21 protein-coding genes and 1 pseudogene are annotated in these 19,830 nt (G+C 68.8%); 11 read left to right on the top strand and 11 right to left on the bottom strand.

The annotated features are described in order from the left end of the window. Positions 1-74: 74 nt before the first annotated feature. The gene (locus tag ABZU32_RS36185; protein ID WP_354929999.1) at positions 75-1,250 is read right to left on the bottom strand and encodes an MFS transporter; all 1,176 of its coding nucleotides are present in this window, start codon (positions 1,248-1,250) and stop codon (positions 75-77) included. A 55-nt stretch (positions 1,251-1,305) separates the two neighbouring features. On the opposite strand from ABZU32_RS36185, the gene ABZU32_RS36180 reads away from it, so the two are divergent. After that, positions 1,306-2,049, top strand: a complete 744-nt coding sequence (locus ABZU32_RS36180) for a helix-turn-helix transcriptional regulator (protein WP_354929996.1) — start codon at positions 1,306-1,308, stop codon at positions 2,047-2,049. Positions 2,050-2,100: 51 nt separating this feature from the next. Here the strand turns inward: ABZU32_RS36180 and ABZU32_RS36175 are convergent. The 3 genes and pseudogenes from ABZU32_RS36175 to ABZU32_RS36165 form a co-directional block, all read right to left on the bottom strand. Next, positions 2,101-2,420: pseudogene (locus ABZU32_RS36175) on the bottom strand (Tn3 family transposase); the annotation flags it as partial. Between the two features lie 413 nt (positions 2,421-2,833). Further along, positions 2,834-3,349 carry a GNAT family N-acetyltransferase gene (locus ABZU32_RS36170; protein ID WP_354929993.1) on the bottom strand — a complete coding sequence of 172 codons (516 nt, stop codon included), beginning with the start codon at positions 3,347-3,349 and terminating at the stop codon, positions 2,834-2,836. A gap of 37 nt (positions 3,350-3,386) precedes the next feature. Continuing rightward, positions 3,387-4,595: an MFS transporter gene (locus ABZU32_RS36165; protein ID WP_354929990.1), complete on the bottom strand. Its 1,209-nt coding sequence runs from the start codon at positions 4,593-4,595 to the stop codon at positions 3,387-3,389. Between the two features lie 90 nt (positions 4,596-4,685). Between ABZU32_RS36165 and ABZU32_RS36160 the strand changes: the two genes are divergently transcribed. From ABZU32_RS36160 to ABZU32_RS36150, 3 genes are all read left to right on the top strand, one after another. After that, a complete protein-coding gene (locus ABZU32_RS36160; protein ID WP_354929987.1) occupies positions 4,686-5,168 on the top strand; it encodes an Rrf2 family transcriptional regulator in 483 nt (160 codons plus the stop codon). A gap of 284 nt (positions 5,169-5,452) precedes the next feature. Beyond that, positions 5,453-5,632 (top strand): hypothetical protein, encoded by a 180-nt coding sequence (locus ABZU32_RS36155; RefSeq protein ID WP_354929984.1) that lies wholly within the window; start codon positions 5,453-5,455, stop codon positions 5,630-5,632. A gap of 52 nt (positions 5,633-5,684) precedes the next feature. After that, positions 5,685-6,467 (top strand): Tn3 family transposase, encoded by a 783-nt coding sequence (locus ABZU32_RS36150; RefSeq protein ID WP_354929981.1) that lies wholly within the window; start codon positions 5,685-5,687, stop codon positions 6,465-6,467. Positions 6,468-6,554: 87 nt separating this feature from the next. Here the strand turns inward: ABZU32_RS36150 and ABZU32_RS36145 are convergent, their stop codons facing one another. Next, positions 6,555-6,989 carry a recombinase family protein gene (locus tag ABZU32_RS36145; protein ID WP_354930071.1) on the bottom strand — a complete coding sequence of 145 codons (435 nt, stop codon included), beginning with the start codon at positions 6,987-6,989 and terminating at the stop codon, positions 6,555-6,557. 473 nt (positions 6,990-7,462) lie between these two features. On the opposite strand from ABZU32_RS36145, the gene ABZU32_RS36140 reads away from it, so the two are divergent. Then, a complete protein-coding gene (locus ABZU32_RS36140; protein ID WP_354929978.1) occupies positions 7,463-7,774 on the top strand; it encodes a hypothetical protein in 312 nt (103 codons plus the stop codon). Positions 7,775-7,789: 15 nt separating this feature from the next. Here the strand turns inward: ABZU32_RS36140 and ABZU32_RS36135 are convergent, their stop codons facing one another. Continuing rightward, positions 7,790-8,230: a hypothetical protein gene (locus tag ABZU32_RS36135; RefSeq protein WP_354929975.1), complete on the bottom strand. Its 441-nt coding sequence runs from the start codon at positions 8,228-8,230 to the stop codon at positions 7,790-7,792. On the opposite strand from ABZU32_RS36135, the gene ABZU32_RS36130 reads away from it, so the two are divergent. Beyond that, positions 8,229-8,852: a hypothetical protein gene (locus tag ABZU32_RS36130; protein ID WP_354929972.1), complete on the top strand. Its 624-nt coding sequence runs from the start codon at positions 8,229-8,231 to the stop codon at positions 8,850-8,852. The genes ABZU32_RS36135 and ABZU32_RS36130 overlap by 2 nt on opposite strands. A gap of 161 nt (positions 8,853-9,013) precedes the next feature. Here the strand turns inward: ABZU32_RS36130 and ABZU32_RS36125 are convergent, their stop codons facing one another. Then, a complete protein-coding gene (locus ABZU32_RS36125; RefSeq protein WP_354929969.1) occupies positions 9,014-9,808 on the bottom strand; it encodes a MerR family transcriptional regulator in 795 nt (264 codons plus the stop codon). Between the two features lie 78 nt (positions 9,809-9,886). Between ABZU32_RS36125 and ABZU32_RS36120 the strand changes: the two genes are divergently transcribed. From ABZU32_RS36120 to ABZU32_RS36110, 3 genes are all read left to right on the top strand, one after another. Next, the gene (locus ABZU32_RS36120; RefSeq protein ID WP_354929966.1) at positions 9,887-10,249 is read left to right on the top strand and encodes a nuclear transport factor 2 family protein; all 363 of its coding nucleotides are present in this window, start codon (positions 9,887-9,889) and stop codon (positions 10,247-10,249) included. 38 nt (positions 10,250-10,287) lie between these two features. Further along, positions 10,288-11,076: an SDR family oxidoreductase gene (locus tag ABZU32_RS36115; RefSeq protein ID WP_354929963.1), complete on the top strand. Its 789-nt coding sequence runs from the start codon at positions 10,288-10,290 to the stop codon at positions 11,074-11,076. Positions 11,077-11,265: 189 nt separating this feature from the next. Next, positions 11,266-12,297 carry an alpha/beta hydrolase gene (locus ABZU32_RS36110; protein WP_354929960.1) on the top strand — a complete coding sequence of 344 codons (1,032 nt, stop codon included), beginning with the start codon at positions 11,266-11,268 and terminating at the stop codon, positions 12,295-12,297. A 231-nt stretch (positions 12,298-12,528) separates the two neighbouring features. Here ABZU32_RS36110 and ABZU32_RS36105 read toward each other — a convergent pair whose 3' ends face one another. Both ABZU32_RS36105 and ABZU32_RS36100 read right to left on the bottom strand, forming a co-directional pair. Beyond that, a complete protein-coding gene (locus tag ABZU32_RS36105) occupies positions 12,529-13,455 on the bottom strand; it encodes a recombinase family protein (protein ID WP_354929957.1) in 927 nt (308 codons plus the stop codon). A gap of 517 nt (positions 13,456-13,972) precedes the next feature. Continuing rightward, entirely contained in the window at positions 13,973-14,872 is a 900-nt protein-coding gene (locus tag ABZU32_RS36100; protein ID WP_354929954.1) for a helix-turn-helix transcriptional regulator, read from the bottom strand. A 248-nt stretch (positions 14,873-15,120) separates the two neighbouring features. Between ABZU32_RS36100 and ABZU32_RS36095 the strand changes: the two genes are divergently transcribed. Beyond that, positions 15,121-15,819, top strand: a complete 699-nt coding sequence (locus ABZU32_RS36095; protein WP_354929951.1) for an SDR family NAD(P)-dependent oxidoreductase — start codon at positions 15,121-15,123, stop codon at positions 15,817-15,819. Between the two features lie 163 nt (positions 15,820-15,982). Beyond that, positions 15,983-16,354 carry a beta/gamma crystallin domain-containing protein gene (locus ABZU32_RS36090; protein WP_111699642.1) on the top strand — a complete coding sequence of 124 codons (372 nt, stop codon included), beginning with the start codon at positions 15,983-15,985 and terminating at the stop codon, positions 16,352-16,354. Positions 16,355-16,720: 366 nt separating this feature from the next. Here the strand turns inward: ABZU32_RS36090 and ABZU32_RS36085 are convergent, their stop codons facing one another. Then, a complete protein-coding gene (locus ABZU32_RS36085; protein ID WP_354929947.1) occupies positions 16,721-19,063 on the bottom strand; it encodes a Tn3 family transposase in 2,343 nt (780 codons plus the stop codon). A 35-nt stretch (positions 19,064-19,098) separates the two neighbouring features. Then, positions 19,099-19,830 (bottom strand): DUF4158 domain-containing protein (locus ABZU32_RS36080; protein ID WP_354929944.1); only part of this gene is annotated, 732 nt, incomplete at its 5' end.

Raw genomic sequence — 19,830 nt, 5'->3', positions numbered from 1 at the left:
TGAGACGAACTGGAGTCCGGACACGTCCTCGTCCGCCGTGCGGACCATGTGCATAGTCACTGATCCGTGCTGGTCTACGCGTCTTGCCGTGCGGGTGCGGCGGCTCGGGGCTTGGGGGCGGTGGGTTCGGGCAGGGCGCGGAAGAGGAGCGAGCTTAGGGCGGGCATGGCGATCAGGGGAGTGAGGGCCGTCTTCAGGGAGGTGGAATCGGCCAGGTGTCCCAGCAGGGGGCTGATGAGGCCGCCGATGCTGACGGTGAGGCCGAGGGTGACGCCGCTGGCGGTGCCAATGCGGGAGGGCAGGTAGTCCTGGCCGAGGGTGACCTGGAGGGAGAAGGGGACGTACAGGCCGGTGGAGGTGAGGGCCACGAAGAGGAACATGCTCGGGCCGGGTGCGTAGATCACTCCGGTGACGGCGGCGATGGAGAGCAGGTAGGACCAGCGGGAGACGCGGACGCGGTCGTAGCGGTTGGCCAGGGCCCCGCCAAGCACCGAGCCGACGGCACCGCCTAGGAACAGCAGGAATAGGGCGACGGTCCCCGCGGTGGTGCTGCCCTGCATGCGCTGCTGGGCGTAGAGGGAGATGAAGGTGCTCAGGCCGGTGAAGACGATGGAGCGAAAGACGACCGCCAGGGACAGCTTCACGAACGAGGCCACATCATCGGCGCCCCGCAGGGTCTCCGTCTTGGACGTACCGGCCTGGGGCCGGGCGAGCATCCGGAGCACAGGCGCACACAGGGCGGCGCCGGCGAGCGCCGGGAGGACGAGGACGGGTGTCCAGCGCAGGGAGCCGTGCCCGATCGCGGCCGACACCATGAGCGGGGCGAGCGCGAAGCCGATGTTGCCGCCGAGGGAGAACCAGCTCATCGCGCTGTGGCTGCCTTTGCTGGCCAGCCGGGCCACGCGGGCCGACTCCGGGTGGTAGGCGGCTACCCCGATGCCGGAGACGGCGACGAAGAACAGGGTGAGCCCGTAACAACTGTACAGGCCGCTGAGCGCGATGCCCACGCCGCCCAGCAGGGTGCTGACCGGCAGCAGCCACGGCATCGCCCACCGGTCGGTGAGCGCCCCGAACACCGGCTGGGCGACCGAGGACAGCAAGGAAGCGGCCAGCACGATGCCGGAGGCGACCGCGTAGGTGTAGTCCCGTTCGGCCACGAAGAACGGGATCAGCGCCGCGACGGCGCCCTGGTAGATGTCGACGCAGGCGTGCCCCACGGCCAGCAGCAAGATCGATGTATTCCTTCGCACCCCTCCCATGCTGGGAGAACCACCGAGTGTCGCGCTTTCGATAGATTGACAGGTGATGCAGAAAATCCGCCACACCTCTGTCGCGCCGACCCGGACCCAGCGCCTGGCGTCCGGCGGCGAGATCGACGCGCACCGCCACGACGACCACCAGATCGCCTACGCCAGCCGGGGCACCATCGCGGTGACCACCGACGCCGGCTCCTGGGTCGCCCCCGCCACCCGCGCGCTCTGGATCCCCGCCGGCACCGTCCACCAGCACCAGGCCCACGGCGAACTCGACCTCCACCTCGTCGGCCTGCCCGCCACCGAGAACCTCCTCGGCCTCGACGAACCCGCCGTCCTCGCCGTCAGCCCCCTCCTGCGCGAACTCATCGTCGCCTACACCCGCGACCCCGACAACGACAGCCCACCCCACCTACGCCTGCGGGCCGTCATGCTCGACCAGCTCACCATCTCCCCCGAGCAACCTCTGCACCTGCCGACCCCCACCGACCCCCTGCTCCGGGAACTGCACGACATCCTGCGCGCCGACCCGGCCGACAACCGCTCCCTCGACGACCTCGGACGCCAGATCGGCGCCAGCGCCCGCACCCTCTCCCGCCGCCTCCGGGACGACCTCGGCCTTACCTACCCACAGTGGCGCACCCAGATCAGGCTCCACCACGCCCTGATCCTCCTGGCCGACGACGCCCCCGTCACCGCTGTCGCCCACCGATGCGGCTGGTCATCCGCCAGCACCTTCATCGACGTCTTCCGCCGCACCTTCGGCCACACCCCCGGCACTCGCCCCACCACCTGACGCAGGACCCGGTCGGCGGACGGACGGTCTGAAGCATCTGGCAACCAAGGTCTAGTCCTGCCCGCCCCCGTCGTCGTCCTCATCCAGCTCCGGCGCGTCTGGGGCGCGCAGCGGGCGCAGGGAGCCAGCGGCCGGGACCCTGGCGGTGAAGCTGTAGCGACCGAGCAGGTTCAGGTCCTTGTGCTCGAGCGGGGAGAGCCGGGCGATGTCCTCCTCCCGGATCTCGTGGCCCTCGGCCTGAGCTGGGCGACGGCGGCGTCGATGTACCGCGTCGTCCAGAGCACGATGGCGTTGAGGACCAGGCCGAGCGCGCCAAGCTGGTCCTCCATGCTGTCGCGATACGCCTGGTGGATGGTGCCGCGCTTGCCGTGGCACGACAGTGCGCCGGTCCTGGTGACGCCGGGCATGAGGGGCGGCCAGGTCCGCCGCGCGCGGCGGATGCAGGTCGGCCTCGATGCCAGAGCGACTGCGGCATCGAGGCCGGCGCTCTGATGGCGTGCAGCCGCATCTCCTGGCTGACACGACGCTTACGGACGGGCGTTGATCTCCCGGGCGGCTTCGCGCAGGCTGGGTGGCCCGCGAGCGCCGTCCAGCAAACCGGTCGGCGCGTGCCGAGGCCGCCTCGCTCCGGTGCGGGAGCACGCATCAATGCAGGTCAGCGAAATCCGAACCCTCGCGAGGAGGGCCCGCCTCCCGGGCCGCACGGCAGGTGCATTGGGACGGGCACCCGTAAGAGGGGGTCAGCAGAGGATGATTGTGACGGCCCGTCGGCTGATCGAGGAGTTCACGGCGAACGCAAGAACACCACGATGTTCGCCCTCGGCCCGGTCAGGCGCCGCCAGCCGAGCCGTTCATAGAACCTGATCGCGTCAGCCGCTTGCGGGGCGGTCAGCAGCCAGCAGGAGTCGGCGCGGCCGCACAGGAGGTCGAGGATTCGTCCCGCGAGGCCCTGGCCGCGCGCGTGTGGGCTCACCGCCAGCTCGTCCACCTCCAGCGCTCCAACCAGCCGCGTTTCCACCGCGTCACCTAGTTCGGCACGGACGAGATCGTAGGCGCGGCCCGTGGGGAAAGGCCTCGGGGTGCGCCATGCCGTACCGAAACCAGCGGGTTCGCCGTTGTCGCTGGCCAGCACCGCCGCGAATCCGGGACGTTGCGCGTCCGCGGTCAGGCGTTCAGCGAAGGCGTCGGCGGCGCGCTCGTCCTCGTGCCATGGCGGGCCGCCGAACGCGGCCCGGTAAATCTTCACCAGGTGAGAGGTGCGGGGCAGGATCTCCTGACCGGTGAGACGTTCGAGGTTCACGCGGGCACCCGCACCTTTCCGATGCTCGAGGTGCACGTCAGCGTTCCTTGACCGGACGGAGGATGGTGCTGCGCAGACGAGCGATGGGCAGAAGCATCAGCAGGCCGATCGCGCCCAGCATGCCGAAGGCGAGAGCGAAGTCGCCCGTGGCGTCGCGCAGCGCGCCCACCAGAAGGGGGGCCAGCGCGGCGCAGCCGTAGCCGACGAAGAACGCCATCGCGCTGATCCGCCCCGCCTCGCCGGGGTCACGGCCGGCCAGCACGGGCAGGGTCAGCACGAGCGTGAACAGCCCGCCGTGCCCCACGCCCAGCGCCGCGATCCACATCCACGTCGCGGTGCCCGGCGCGTACGACAGCCCCAGGAAGCCGGCCGCGGTCAGCGTCATCGTAAGCGCCAGTCCCGCCCACGTGCCGCGGCGTTCTCCAAGCAGCGCCGGTACGGCCAGCATCGCCACGACCTGGATGGAGATCATCACGGTCAGCATGCCCCCGGCGGTCGCCGCGTCGCGACCGGCGTCATCGTGCAGTAGCGGCGTCACCCAGGCCAGCTCGCAGTAGTACAGGGCGGAGTTGACGGCCGACAACATGGTGATGTGCCAGGCCGTGCCGCTGCGCCAGGGCATCTGCTGGGTTACGGGCCCGGCGGGGGCCGTGACGTTGTCCAGGCTCAGGGGGCCCTTGGCGGCAGACCACAGCGCGATGCCCGCCAGTGCGAGCACCGCCCACGACGCGAGCGCTCCGGGCCAGGAGCCGAGGGCGTCGGCCAGCGGCGCGCTCACTCCGGCCGCCACCGCGCCGCCCAGGCCGAGTCCAGCGGTGTAGAGACCGGTGACCAGCCCGGCGCGGGCGGCGAAGCGCGTCTTGACCACGGCGGGCAGCAGGGTTTGTGCGATGGCGATCCCTGCTCCGACGGTTGCCGCGCTGCTCAGCTGGAGCCAGGTGGACTCGCCGAGCAGGCGCGCCGCCGTAGCCAGGGCGATGATCACGAGCCCGGCGAGCACGCCGGACTGCAGGCCGTACCGGCGGCCCGCGTACGCGGCCAGCGGCGCGCACACTCCCATGGCCAGCGTCGGGACGGTGGTCAGCAGCGACACCCCGGTCGCCGACAGATCCAGGTCGGCGCGGATGTGGTCGACAAGCGGCGAGACGGCCGCGATGGCCGGCCGCAGGTTCGCCGCCGCGACGAACAACGCTAAGGCTGCCACCCCCAGGGATGTGCGGCTGGATTGCAGTGCTGTCTGCGTCATGGGCACTCCAACAATTTCTCTCGGATATTTTCTATCCGAGTTCATATCACAACTCGGACATCTCTTGTCCGGGATGGGTAGGGTTGGGGCATGAAGATGTCGAGCGGGGTGGAGTGGGCGTTGCACAGCTGCGTCACGCTCAGCCAGAGCCACGAACCGGTGCCGGCGGCACGACTGGCGGAACTGCACGGCACCCCGCCGGCGTACACGGCCAAGCACCTGCAGGCACTGTCGCGGGCCGGAATCGTCCACTCCACCATGGGCCAGGTCGGCGGCTACACCCTCACCAGGCCCGCCTCGGAGATCAGCGCTCTGGAGGTGGTGCAGGCAATCGACGGAGACGAGCCCGCGTATCGATGCGCCGAGATACGGCAGCGCGGACCCCTCGGCATCCCCTCCGAACGGTGCTCACGGCCATGCGCGATCGCCCGAGCCATGACCGCCGCCCAAGACGCCTGGTCGCGCGCACTCGCCCAGCTCTCCATCGCCGACCTGGCCGTCGACATCGACGCCGACAGCAACGGCACCGCCATGCCCGACATACGCCGCTGGCTGACCACCACCAGGAGCTGAAGCGCTCGGCGTGCTGGCCATCGAGATCGAACTTCTCCAGCCCGCCACCACGTGACCGCGGCAACCCCAGCCGTGATTTAGGGCCCACGCGCACTGCCCGGGCCCTAAACGCATGTGCGCCCAGCATGGGCGATCGCTTGGGGGTGAAAGTCCCCTGGAGGAAGAGGTGGTGCTAATTCCGAGCCGGAGGCAAGGGCGTCGTCGTGAGGCGGGGTCTGGAGGAAGCCCGAGGCGAAACTCTGCACCGAGGAACGCGAACCGCGTATGAGGCCGGATGGGTCTGGGTGAGCCTGCACGCGAAGGTGAAGCCGGCCCTGGCCGTGCTGCGCTCGGACTACCCGGGCCTGTCCTGGCACACCCTCGGTGGCCACTTCCGCGAGCCCGCCCCCTTCTGGGACGCGGTCGGAGCCGCGGCGGGCGGCTACAGCCAGCGGCGCCCCTGCCCACACATCGAGACAGGCTGACCGGAACGGGACCCACACTCGCCGGCCGGTGGCCCCGCCAGCCCGGGAGGTCTTGCGCCCCCTCCTCGTCCAGGTTGCCAGGGACCTCCCCGAGACCGTCGTGTCCGACACGGGCTCGTACAGCGACGTCGTCTTCGGACCGCTGGAGCTGTTGGGGATCTCCTACCGGCCGGCCCTGGCCGACCTGCCCGATCAGAAGGGCTGGCGGATCAGCCCATCGGCCGACTACGGGCCGCTGGGCACCTTCGCCCGGGGCAAGATCGACCTGCGGAAGATCCGCCGGAACTGGGAGGACATGCTCCGGGTCGTCGCCTCGATCTACACCGGCACAGTCCGGGCCTACGACGTCGTCACCATGCTCCAGCGCGACGGCCACCCCACCGCCCTCGGCGAGGCCATCGCCTCCTACGGCCGGATCTTAAAGACCCCGCACATCCTCCAGTTCATCGACGTGGACGAGACCTACCGCCGTGACATCAAGGACATCCGCAACCTCCAGGAGAACCGTCACTCCCTCGCCCGCAAGATCTGTCACGGCAAGAAGGGCGAGCTCTACCACCGGTACGAGCGCGGCCTGGAGAACCAGCTCGGCGCCCTCGGCCTCGTTTTGAACTGCGCCACGCTCTGGACGACGGTCTACCTCGATGCCGCCGTCCGCCAGCTGGAGGCCCAGGGCTATCCGGTGCGGGATGAGGACATGGCCCGGCTGTCGCCGTTCGTCCACTCCCACCTCGGCGTCCACGGCACCTACACCTTCGCCCTGCCCGACCTGGCCCCCGGCGCCATCCGCGACCTGCGCGACCCCGACGCAGGCGAGGACGATGCGGAGATCTGACGATCCGCCCCCGTGGCCGGTGTCAGCCGGCCGGGATGCTTTGGTCGGGCAGTAGATCGGACAGCGCGGTTCGGATGGCGGCTCGGCTCACCCCGTGGGCGCGGGCGAGCGCTGCGATCGAGGCTCCCTGCTCGGCGTAGGTCGACCGCACCACGTCCACGTCGCCGCCGGTGAGCGCGGGCCCTCGGCCTCGGCGGCGGCGATCGCCTCGACGGTGAGCTCGTTCTGGATGTCACGCTGGAACTGGCCCACAGCGGTGATCACATTGATGATCACGGCGGTGGTGGCGTCGTTGGCGGCCAGATCGTGGAAGTTCGACAGCGGCCCGGACAGGACACGCAGGACGACGCCGCGGGCCTGGCACCAGCCGCGGACGGCGTGGATGTCGAGGAGGTCGCGGCACAGCCGGAACAGCTCCGAGACCGTCAGGGTGTCACCCGGGTGGGCCTTGGCGGCGATCTTGCTGAACGCGGGCCGGTCCAGAGCGGGGATCTTGGAGGTGGTCGCCGGGTCCTCGAACAGCAGAACGCGTCGGCGGGCCGGAAGCCCTCGGCGACGCCTTCGGTCCGCACGAGAAGGCCGGCCTCGGTGAGGATATGCCGCTGCCGCAGCAGCGACTGCGTCGCGGTGGAGACACGGGAGTAGACGATCTGCCCCGGCGCTCCTCGGAAAGGGTGGGGAGCCTCGTTCTACCTGTCGGAAAATACTGTCGTCAATTCTAGCGCCAAATCGGCCGCCCGACGTTACATTTTGTCACTCGATGTCTGTTTCCCGGAGGGTCCGGGACGCCGATTCAGGACCTATCGGCAAACCTTCTAATCCCGACAGCATCGAGTCGATGAGGGATCGGGTACGGAGGCAGGATCACTGGTCTGATCTGTAATGGCCTGTTTACCCTCAAGACGGGGCCTGGAGCCTCGGCCCTTTGGTACAGCAGGAGTTGCAGCAGTTCTTTCACCTCCACGATGCCGACTGGGCGTTGATCGTCGAGCCTCGTGGGCAGGAGCCGCCGGCATCTCGCGCTCTCTCGGCTGAATGCCGCGCGCGAGCAGGAGAGCGGTGGCCGCCTCGGCGAGGTCGGCAGCCCCACCGCGCTTGTAAACCCGCCACAAGAAGTGAAGCCCGAGCCAGAACATCACGACGCCGCTCAGCGACGTGACCACGAACGCGGCGATGACGACGATGTCCGTCACGGTCGCCTCCTTGAAAAAGCGGCTGCGGTTCGCAACCGACATCGCAAGGATCGGGCACGTAACTTCGGGTCAGGAAAGCTCGCTTACGATCCAGCTCATATCCACCGAAATTGATCACGATCTCGCGCTCTATTCCATACGCTTGCTTACATTCACGGACAGGCGCAGGATCGGGTCATGGCCGAACTGCGCATGCCAGAGCTGGAAGACGGGCCGCTGCGTGACCTGTTCATCGAACTGCACCGGCTGCATGCCCGTGCTGGTTGGCCCAGCGTGCGCGTCATCGGCAATGCCACGTCGTACGGGCCCATGACCGTGCACACACTCTTCACCAGCGGGCGACTGCCACACTTGCGGCAGATGCATGACATCGGCGCATTTCTCATCGAACAGGATGCCCTCAAGCCCGACCTGGAGGAACTGCGGGAGCGCCTGGATCACATGTGGACCGCCGCTCAGCGCGGAAGTGCCACGGCGGTGATGCAGCCAGCGAGCACCTACCGGAGCGAGCCGTTCCGGCTGGGGCCGATGAAGTCGACCCTGCTCATCGTCGAGGGCGACGGCGGACATGATCGCGCGGCAGGATGTCCGGCTCGTCATCGCCAACACGATGGTCGAGGTTCCGGAGGAGGTGGTCGAGTGGCGCGAGGCCATCGTCCAGGAACAAGAGCGGATCAAGGCGTCTGGCCGCGAGCCGATGTGGAACGGCTCAAGCTACGCCGTGGACTACGTCTCGGTGTCTCGCGTGCCCGACGTCGAGGACGCCCGGATCTCCATCGGACTGCAATGGTCGAACTACTTCACGTTCCTGGCCGCCCAGCAACTGGACCGCCCTATGCGAGACGGGCAGACACTGCGCTCCAGGTACCTCGACGGCAAGCACTGGTCGTCGGTGCCGCCGTTCATCTCCAGCAGCTTCGGCATCAACGTCGCGGTGACCACGGCCGACAACCAGATTATCCTCTCGAAGCGATCAGGACAGGTTGGCACGCAGCCGAACGTGTGGAACTCCTCGGCGAACGAGGGCCTGTCCCGGGAGCTCGCGACGAAGGCGGACAGCGGGCAAGCTCGATGGCCACCCGGACGGCCTGGCCGCCGGTGTTCGTGCCGGTCAGCGTGGCGATCATCGCGGCGCGGTCGGCCGGATCGCGCGGCAGCTCGACCGTCCGCGAGATGCCGTCCGGGTCGATGACGAGACCGATCATGAGCGCTCCGTGCCGGGGGCCGGTTCCAGGAATCGGACCGGCCGCGAGGCCGCCGGGTCCGCGCCCATCATCCCCCGGGAGGCCCCCGGCGCGGTGATCTTGTACGTGAACGGACGTCAATCACAACGCAGTCCCGCAACTGTTCGCTTCAGGTGACGCGAAAGACCGGCCAGCCGATCTCGGTGCGCCACGCTGCGGGATCGCTTGTGTCACGAGGGCCGACGACGTAGACCTCCCGCACCGGCCCGGCCACCGACATCGCGTTCTCCACCACCCAGGTCCCGAGTGCGCCGTACGTGACCTCGATGCCGTCGTGCTCGCCGACGTGGGTGGTGACGGCCAGTTCCGCGGCCGGGAGAGTTGCGGGGTGCACGCGTCCGGTGCGAGGTGGCGCAGCGGTCGGTAGGTAGACGAGCGCGTGACCGCGCTCTTGTTCGAAGAGGGCGTTGTCGTAGCAGCCGCCCGGCGGTCCGGTCGCGGCGGCGCCGACGGCCGCCTCCAGTTCGGCCATCGCGCCTGCGTACCAGGTTGCGACGTCGCGACCTCTGACTACGGCCTCCACCGCCGCGACGGTCCGGGCGGGCTGCGCACGCAGCTCGACGTCGATCGGCGCGGGGTCGGGCCGGAGCAGGCGCCGCAGCGACACGACTGCGGCCCTGGTGCGGTCGAGCTCGTCCTCGAGGCGTTGCAGGTGGTCCGCGACCAGGGCCGCCCGGACACCGGGGTCGGGGGTCCGTAGGATTCGCTGAACATCGCTCAGGGGGACGTCGAGTTCGCGGAGCCGGTGGATGACCTGCGCGGTCGGGATCTGGTCGACGCCGTAGTAGCGGTAACCGGTGATCTCGTCCACCACGGCGGGTTCCAGCAGGGCCGCCTCGTGATACCGACGCAGTGTCCGCACGCTCAAGTGGGTCAGCCGCGAGAACTCCCCGATGGTCAGCACCCCCACATTCTGGACCCTCTCCCAGGGGGAGAGTCCACGGCTTGACCCTCCCGCACCGTGAGGTCGCACGGTGAGCTCATGACACAGCACACCGATCTTCCGTCCGATCTGCTCCCGACCACCGTGCGCGAGTTCTTCGCCGCCCACGTCGTCCACGACGCCGACACCGCCTCGTCGTTCCTCACCGAGGACGCGGTGGTCGTCGACCAGGGCGAGACCTTCCGCGGCCGAGAGGAGGTCCACGCGTTCCTGCGGGACGCCGGGTCCGAGTTCGAGTACACAACCGAACAGATCGGCGCTCGCCGCCTCGATGACGCCCACTGGGTGGTGACCGTGCGGCTCGAGGGCACCTTCCCGGGTGGCGTCGCCGAACTCGACTACCGGTTCGCGTTGCGGGATGGCCTCGTCGCCGAACTCGTTATCGCCAACCACACAGCCTGACCGAATCCGCGCTACGTCGATCTTCAGTGGAGAGAGAAATGTCTAGTTCAGATCGCGATCGTCTCGACGGTCGCCGGGCGCTGGTCACGGGCGGTTCGAAGGGCTCAGGCAAGGCCGTCGTGGAGAGGCTCCGAGAAATGGGTGCCGACGTATACGTGACGGCGCGAACGATGCCCGACGGGTACGAGCACCCCGACCGATTCATCGAAGCGGACGTGACGACGATCGAGGGCACCGATGCCGTGGCCGCTCGAATCGGTGAGGTAGGCGGCGCACTCGACATCCTGGTGCACGTCGTCGGAGGTGCGTCGACGCCGGCCGGTGGGTTCGCGGTCATCACCGATGACCAGTGGCTCACCGAGTTGAACCTCAACTTCCTGGGAGCGGTGCGGCTCGATCGAGCTCTTCTCCCGGCGGTGATCGAGTCTGGGGCGGGCGTGGTGCTGCACTTCACCTCGATCCAGCGTGAACTACCCCAGTACGACGCGTCCCTGGCGTACGCGGCAGCGAAGGCTGCTCTGCGCACGTACAGCAAGGGACTTGCCAACGAGCTCGCGCCGCGCGGCGTGCGGGTAAACGCGATCAGCCCCGGCGGGATCGAGACCGAAGCCTACGAACGATTCGTGGACCGGATCGCTGAGGGCAACGGACTCACGCGTGAAGCGGCCAAGCAGACCATCTACGACTCCCTGGGAGGAGTACCCCTGGGGCGATTCGCGAACACCGAGGAAATCGCGGACCTGGTCGGGTTCCTGGTGTCGGACCGCGCCTCGGCGATCGTGGGCGCCGAGTACGTGATCGACGGCGGGACTGTTCCGACCGTCTGAGCCAGGAGGCGGTTCCGAGCAGCCACTCGCTAACGGTTCGATCCGGCTGCCGAACCCCTCCTGCGCAAGCAGAACTCGAACGCTCAGCTCGGCCTGCCAGTTGGCGGGCCGCATCCACCACCTGACACATATCGATCACCTATGACCTGGGGCAGGCAGACATCCGGTCTCTTGCCGCGAGGAGAACATATGACTGCGCACGTCACGGACCGGTCCTCCACCCAGCCGGTCGGACCGCCACCACCCTTCGATCCGGAGCTCGCTCCTGTCGTTGAGTTGCTGACCGGCCTGCGCCCTCCCGACGCGTACCGTTCGGACAACATCGTCGAGATGCGCAAGCCCGTCCCCGGGGTGGAGACCCCGACCGACGAGATCCTCTCGCGCGGTGGCGCCTACAGCGTGCAGGAGCGGGCGGTGCCAGGGCCGGACGGGGACCCGGACATCTCGCTGCTGATCTGTCTCCCGAAGCACGCGGCGACCCCGACTCCGGCGATCTACCACGTCCACGGAGGCGGCATGATCGTCGGAGACAACCGATTCGGCCTGGTCGAGATGCTGAACCTGGCCGAACCGATGGGCATGGCGGTGGTCTCGGTCGAGTACCGGCTCGCACCCGAGACACCCCACCCCGGTCCCGTCGAGGACTGCTACGCGGGACTGGTGTGGGTGTCGGATCACGCCCACGAGCTCAACATCGACCCTGAGCGCATCGTCATCGGCGGTGCGAGCGCCGGCGGCGGCCTCGCGGCGGCTGTCACCCTGATGGCACGCGACCGCAACGGCCCGGCCATCCTGGCCCAGCTGCTCCTGTCGCCGATGCTGGACGACCGCAACGATTCGCCCTCCGCTCAGCAGATGCGCGGCCTCGGCATCTGGGACAGCTCCTCGAACGAGACCGGGTGGAACGCGCTCCTCGGCGACGGCGTTCGCGGAGGACCGGACGTGCCTTCGTACGCCGCGCCTTCCCGCGCCGCAAACCTCTCCGGCCTGCCCTCCACGTTCGTCGACGTCGGGTCGGCCGAAACGTTCCGGGACGAGGACGTCGCCTACGCCAGCCGCATGTGGCAGGCGGGCGGCAACGTCGAACTGCACGTCTGGCCCGGCGGGTTCCACGGGTTCGACGTCGTGGTTCCCCATGCCGTGCTCTCGCAGGACGCCATCGCGGCTCGAGTGGCATGGCTGCGCCGTCAACTGGGGCGTACTCCCCCGGTGAGGCGCTGAGCTGGGCGCGTGACCCGTGATCAGGTGTTGTCGGACCAGACGTGGGAGCGGATCGCGCCGTTGTTGCCGACGCAGTGGGGCAACGGCCGCCCGTTTCGTGATCACCGACCTCGATGGCTCAGGTCTTGGTCGAGTTGGGGTGCCGGTAAGAACCGTGTCATGAGCCCCAAACGAGCCCGAGGTAGCGGATCAGTACGGCCAGGGGCTGGTGAGCCCGGCGAAGCGGCGTGGTTAGTTGCCGGGCGTTTTCTGCTGTTGAGCAGCTGTGATGCGGGTGGCGTACACCCGGTGGGCCTTGCGTTCGGCCGGTCCGGCGCCCTCGGCGGCGAGGGCTGCGCTCTGTTGCAGCGCGGCGTGGTGGAGTTCGAGCGGCATGGTGAGGCGGATGGAGTAGCCCTTGCCACGGCGGATGATCCGCCCCCAGATGAGCGCCTGGCGGATGGTGTCGTCGTCGGCGGCCCGCAGGTGGTCGGCGAGCAGGCCGGGCAGGTCGAGCGTCACGGGCGTGTCCGCGGCGGGGCCGGACGGCTCCTCGGGAACGGGGAGCGCGTCGAGCTGGTCGGGGAGTCGGCGGGCGTGGGCGGCGTCCAGGACGCGGCGGATGGTCTTGGGCGCGACGTGATGCTCGCGGGCCAGGGCCTTGACGGCGGCGCCTTCGGAGTAGGCGGTGACGACCTCGGCGGCCTTGTCCGGGGCAAGCGCTGTTGGGCGGCCGAGGGTCTTGCCGGAGGCCTCGGCGGCGGCGACGCCCTGGCGGGTGTTCTCGCTGATCATGTCGCGCTGGAACTCCAGCACCGAGGCCAGGACGTTGACCATCATCTTGGTGCCGGGATCGTCGGCGGCCAGGTCGATCCCCGACAGCAGCCCCGACTCCACCCGCAGGTGCAGGCCGCGGCGGATCAGCACGGGGCGCAGGGCGAGGATGTCGGCGACCGAGCGGAACAGGCGGGCGGCATCGGCGATGCGGATGGTGTCGCCGACTGCGGCCTCGTGCAGCAGCTTGGTGAACCCCACCCGGTCCAGGGAGAGCTGGCGGCTGGAGGTGGCGGGGTCGTCGTAGACGGGGGCGCCGGAGGCGATCAGCGCGGCCAGGGCGTGCCGCTGGCGGGCGTCGGTCTGCTTGTCGGTGGAGTGCCGCAGGTAGACGCGGTCGGCCATGCCCGATCAGGTTCCTTCCCCGCAGGTGGCCCGGGAGGTGTCCGGCGGGCTCTGATGGCCACTTTAGGGGGCGAAAAGGAGGGGCGGAAGTGAAGATCGGATCTGATTGGATCGGCGCCCGGTTTCGGCAGGTCGGGCGCTGGGTTCTGATTGGATCGAGTGAGGGGGCGTAGTCGGTCGATTGCGCCCTCGCTCGCCATCGGCTTGGCACGGCGGGGATCACGCTCTCGTCGTGCCGCCCCCTGGGAGATCGTTTCTCGAAGCACACCTGGACCTCGATGATGACAGGCGTCGCCGTGGCTATTTGGGGTTGTTCGCATCTTTTCGCAGGGCAGGGAGATGTGATCTTGCCAGGCACGTAAAAGGCACGTTGGCTGGCATGCTGGCATGCTGGGGTGAACGCGTGTTCAGGTCGTGGTGATGTTCGTTCAATGCCTGTCCGCGGGGCCCGGTCAGCGCAGCGGCTCGCCGTAGCTATAGGTGCCCGAGCTGCAGGCCGTGAGCAAGTCGGCGCGCTTCAACGCGGCTGGCTGGTGGGGTGTGCCGGCTGGGTGGCTGCCAGGCTGGTCAGGAGCTTGAGCCGCTCTTCGGAGGTGCTGCCCGGTTCCGCGGTGTAAATGGTGAGGTCGTACACTGTCCGGCTGGAGATGGGCAGGTCAAGGGACTGGTAGGTCAGCTCCAGGTCGCCGACCTGCGGGTGCCGCAGCCGCTTGCCGCCGGCGTGGCGGATGCGCACGTCGTGGGCGGCCCACTGGCCGCGGAACGCGGTGCTGAGCGTGGACAGCTCGCCGACGAGGTCGCGTAGCGCCCGGTCGTGGGGCTCGCGTCCGGCCTCGGCGCGCAGCAGCGCGGCGCTGACGGCGGTCGCCGCGTCCCAGTCGGCGAAGAACCGCTGGGAGCCCGGGTCGAGGAAGACGTAGCGTGCGAGGTTGGCGCGGCCGTGCCGTGTGCTGGCAGGGCTGTCGAAGACCGGCGCGAGCAGGGCCCGAGCCAGCGCATTGTGGGCGACGATGTCCTGGCGGCCGTTGCGTACGAACGCCGCCGACATCGTCATGGAGTCCAGCAGCCACTGGACGCGCGGCGGGACCTGGACGTCCTTGCAGCGCGAAGGTGCGCGGCGGGCGGGCCGGGCGGCCTGGGCCAGGTCGAACAAGTAGGTGCGTTCGTCCTGGTCCAGGCGAAGGGCCTGGGCGACCGCGTCGAGCACCTCTTCCGATACGCCGCTGATGTGGCCCTTCTCCAGCCGGGTGTACCACTCGGTACTCACACCGGCCAGCACCGCGACCTCCTCGCGGCGCAGCCCGGGGACCCGGCGCCGACCGCCGGTGGGCAGCCCGACCTGCTCCGGAGTGAGCTTCGCGCGCCGGATGGCGAGGAAATCCCGGATCTGGTCGCGGTTGTCGGACCGGTCGTCCATACCCCCACGGTAACCGCAGGGTTCGCGCAGGCGCCGACGGTAAGGGGGTTGAGCTTGTCCCCCCTATAAATGCGCTCTGTCTCGCGCTCGGCCAGGCGGGTTTCCTCGGATCAGCAGGTAGAACGCGATCTGCGATACGGAGATGGACCTTGTCCGACCAGCTTTTGTAGTGGTGATCGGGCCGCCCATCACCGTCGACGCCCTCCTGTGATGCATTACCAGGACCTCCAGCACCGGGGAGTATGACCATGACCGGCAAGACCGTACTAATCACCGGCGCGACCAGTGGCATCGGCGCCCACACCGCACGATTGCTCCTCGACCGCGGCCACCGCGTGGCCGTCACCGGCCGCGACGAGACCAAACTCAAGTCCTTCCTCGACGAGACCGGCCACTCCGACCGGCTGCTCGGCATCATCGCCGACGCCGCCGACTGGCCGGCCACCCAAGCCGCCGTGACCCGCACCGTGGCACACTTCGGCGCCCTGCACGCCGCGGTGGCCAACGCCGGCTTCATCCCCGCCGACCACCCGCGCACCATCGCCGACGGCGACCCGGAACTGTGGGCGCCCATGGTCCTCACCAACGTCCTCGGCCCCGCCCTGCTGGCCAACGCCGCCCTGCCTCACCTCGAGACCACGGGCGGACGGCTGGTGCTCATCGGCAGCGTCGCCGGCCTGAAGAACAGCCCCGCCAACCTCTACTCCGCCACCAAATGGGCCATCACCGGCATGGCCGAGAACCTGCGCATGTACGCCACCAGCCGCGGCGTCGGCGTCACCCTCGTCAACCCCGGCATGACCGACACCGCCTTCTGGCAAGGCGGCGTCCCGCCCTTCGCCCTGTCCCCCGAGCCCGTCGCCAAGGCCATCTGCTTCGCCCTCGACCAGCCGGCCGACGTCGACCTCAACACCCTGACCATCCGGCCGGTCGGCCAGCCCGTCTGAGGCAGATCTGACGCCCTGTGGCATCGCAGCCGGTCGTGAGCCGTGATGTTCGCATCGGAAGCGAGACAGCCACCCCGGCAGGCGGCCAGAGATCTCCTGGTCACGCCTGCGGATAGTCCGGCTCCAGTTCCACCGCATGAATCTCACTGCAAAGGAGAAGTCCATGAAACGCATCACCAAACGCGCGGCCCTGGCCACTCTGGCGTCCGTCGCGGTGACGGCCTCACTTGCCGTCGCCCTCCCGACGGCGGCGTACGCGATCAATGAGGTCCCGTGCGGCGACCGGACCGACCTCGTGCGCGCCACAATCCACGCAACCGGCGGCTCGTCAGCCGACTACTGCTACGCCAACGGCGGAACGGATATGTACGTCCAGGATGTCTGGTGGGTCACCCGGATCTCGACCGGTAACAACCGCGTCCAGTGGTACGGGGACGGAAGGTGGCAGCCGGCTCAGCCGATCCCGAAGTGGACCGTGTTCACCTGGCCGAACCATCCCGGTGGGGTCCGCATCCAGGGGATCAGGATCGTCTGAACTGCCGGCGATATCGGGGCGGCGGTCCTGCCCGATCGCCGCTCCGGCCGGCAAGGCCCCGGGGCACAGCCCCGGGAAAGCCGGGCTCCCACATTAAGGTCGCGAGTTCGCGTCACCGCCACTGACATCAACGCGGACGAAACCAGCGTGTCCCAGGTCGGGGTGCGGGCCGGCGTCTGATCCTTGCCGGTCAGCCAGATCGCGTAAGCGATGTCCTCGCCGAACTTCCACACCAGGTCGCGGCGGATGTGGGCGAGGTCGGGGTCGCTGTCGGTGGGCCGGGAGGGCTTGCGTCGCCACCAGTTCATGGTGTCGATGCTGGCATCCGCCCGGCCCGGGACGGGCCGTCTTCTGTCGATCTCGGCGTTACTGGGAGGCGGGCGCCCGCCCGGTCTGCTCCTGCCCGCCGAGCGGCAGGCGCTTGGCCACATCCAGCCGCACCTCGCCGTAGGGCTGGACGTGCTGCCGGAACAAGGGCGTCAGGCCGCGCCGGTCGGCGGGCTTGAGCAGCTTGACCCACTCGGGGTCGGCCAGGACGTCTTGCAGCATCAGGGTGTTGATGTAGACGAGAGCGGCCTGCAGGATGCGCAGGCACAGCACGGTCATCTCCAGTTCCTCGCGCCGGTTGGTGGCGATGTCGCCGCCCTTCCCGTAGAGGATGACCGAGTTGGCGCCGTTGGAGGCCTCCACCACGTTCAGCCCTTCCTGGATCTCGCGCTGGAGTTCGCGCAGGCGCAGGTAGCGGGCGACGAAAATGGTCTTCTGCGCGCGGCCGACCTCCAGCATGGCCTGGTAGACCGGGTGGGAGGCGGACTCGGTGAACCGGCGCAGGATCGCCTCAGTGGAGGCGGTGCGCTGTTTGATCGCGGTCGCGTACTTGATCATCTGGTCGTAGTTCTGCTCGATGAGCTCCCAGCGGATCGGCCGGGTCATCGCCGGTGTCAGCCGCGGGAACCGGTCGCTTTCGCCGGTCTCGACGCGGTAGAGCTTGACCTTGTTGATCTGCTTGATGCGCGGCAGCAGGTCGAACCCCAGCAGCCGGGTCACGCCAAAGCCGATCTCGGTCTGGCCGTGGGAGTCGACGTAGTTGCCCTCGACCTTCATGGTGGTGCCGTGCCGGACCGCGCCCTCGATCATCGCGTGGACTTCCGAGGCCGAGGCGCGCAGGGTCTGGGAGTGCACGACCATCGACCCGCGCTCGATGTGCCAGTAGATGAGGATGCCGCGGCCCCCGTACCGGGAGTGCCACTCGGTGAAGATGTTCTGGTCGTAGGCGCGCACGTGCGTGGAGTCGGAGGCGACGGTGGTGGTCGCCTCGCCCCACAGCGCGGTGTCGCGGGCGGTGAAGGTCGCGTTCGCGATGGCGATCGCGATGTCCGCGGCGACCTGCGGGGTCAGGTAGCGACGCCGCACGTAGCGGATGTCGTCCTCGCTGTGGGCGTGCCCGCCGGCGGCGACCGCCCGGATCCCGGTGTTGGTGCCGTACCCGAAGATCGCCAGCATCAGCCGCTCGGCCAACACCTCCGGCGCCAGGCTAGAGGTGCCAGCCACCGAGGTGACTGCGTTCAGGCAGCCGGTGCGCAGCACCGCCTCCTTGAGCATGTCGATCAGCGGGACCGATCCCCAGCGGCGGCCCACCTCGTTCTTGATCTTTCGCAGGTTCCGCGGCTCTTCGGCGGCCTCGATCTTCGTCAGCTTGATCGCGCCGGACTTGCGGTCCTTGATCTCCACCCAGTCCAGCGTGGGCAGCGCGGTGTCCAGCGCCTCCAGCTCGGCGCGCATCTCGGCTTTCAACTCGGCGATGAACACCGCCGGGTCCAGCGGCTTGCGCAGCTCGGCGTAGTTGGTCACGCGACGGGCGGCGAAATCGGCGGGCAGGTCCTCCTCCGGGTCGCGGAAGGAGCCCGCGCCGACCACCCAGATCTCCTTGCACCGCAGTGCCTCGCGCAGCGCCTGGAAGGTGACGATCTCGTACACCATCCGCACCACCCGCCGGCGGCCGCGCTTGTCGCGCTTGAACACCAGGTCCTCCCAGGCCCCGGCGGTGCCGCGATGCTCAGGCACCCGCCCGCCGCGCGGGTAGTAGGTGGTATTGCCCGCCTTGGCATACCGCTTGACCAGCTCCAACGCCTCGATCACCGGCTGGTAGGCGGTGTTGTTGCTCTTGAACTCCAAGGTGTCCAGCAACGCGATCAACCCGCGCCGGTAGTGGTTGGTGTAGGAGGCGCGCAGCGTGGTCTGCACCGTGGTGCGGTAGGCCGGGCCCTTGGTCTTGAACTCGTACACCAAATCCTTCAGCGTCTGCTCACCACCGGTCACCGCCGGGAAGATGACCGCGCGGACCGGATCGTCGGGATGCCCGAGCGCGGCGTCGGCGACCTGGAACAGGATGTTCTCCTTGCCGGTCACCCGCTTGAACGCGTTGATCAGCTCCTTGGTCACCTTGCTGTCGGCACGCGCCTTGATCCGATGCACAGTCGCGATCAGCAACTCCACCAGCGTGTCGGTGATCTCCCGCTCCCGCTCGCAGACCAGCGCCGCCAACAACAGCACCGTCAGCTCACGCGGATGCGTGCGCATGTGCGACGGAGCCTCCACCGCCGCCCGCGTCCGCCAGGCCGCCAGCACCTTCGGCGCCACATCGGCGAACAACCCCGGCGGCAACCCGATCGACCGCACCGCCTCCAGCTTGCGGATCTCGGTCATCATCGACTCCAGACTCACATTCCCCGGAGCCGACTTGATCAGCGCCAGCAGTCCCGAAGAACCGCCGTCCTCATCTCCGCCGCCTCACCCGGCGCCGTCTCTTCCCCGTCCTCGTCGTTCTGGTCCTCGCTCTCCTCGTCGATGCCAACCAGGGCGTAGATGCGCCTGGTGGTCTCCGCACTCAACTGAGAGGCGATCCGCACCGACCAGGTGACCTCCGCGCTGTGCAGGGCCGAGGCCGCAATCCGCGAGATCCGCCCCATGGTCGGCGGCTCGATCCGCTCCTGACGCAGATGCTTGAGCAGCTCCTCCCGAACCCGCTCGGGCCGACGCTCGGCGTGGGCGACGTTCTCGGCCAGCCACACCGTGACCTTGTCCGCGTCCGCAGTCGAGCAGACCCGAAACCCCAGGTGCGTCCGGATCTGCCCCCGGTGGTACTCGATCGTGGAACCAGACCACTCGTAGAAGCCGAACTCCGAGGCGGGCACCTGGACCTGCTTGGCCACATGCTCCACGACCTCGTCGGCCAGCTCCGAACGCCCTCGCGGGAACCGCCCGTGCCGCGTATAGAACTTCAGCAAGATCGCGAAGCCGAGCCGGGTGGCGCCTCGCTTCCCGGCGATCCGCTCACGTTCCTCGTCCAGGACCGTCCAGTGCTCGACCAGCTCGTCGATGTGAAGTTGCCCCGGTTGTGTGGACAGGTCGGGGTTTGCGGCTATGCGGCAGCGTAGCGGTTGTGTTCGGCGTCGTGTCGGCGTTCGTATTCGGCG

Origin of the sequence: Sphaerisporangium sp. NPDC005288 (assembly GCF_040607475.1) — a bacterium.
Lineage (GTDB): Bacteria > Actinomycetota > Actinomycetes > Streptosporangiales > Streptosporangiaceae > Sphaerisporangium > Sphaerisporangium rhizosphaerae.
Note: the sequence above shows the minus strand (reverse complement) of the source record. Positions and strands in the feature narration are given on the sequence as shown.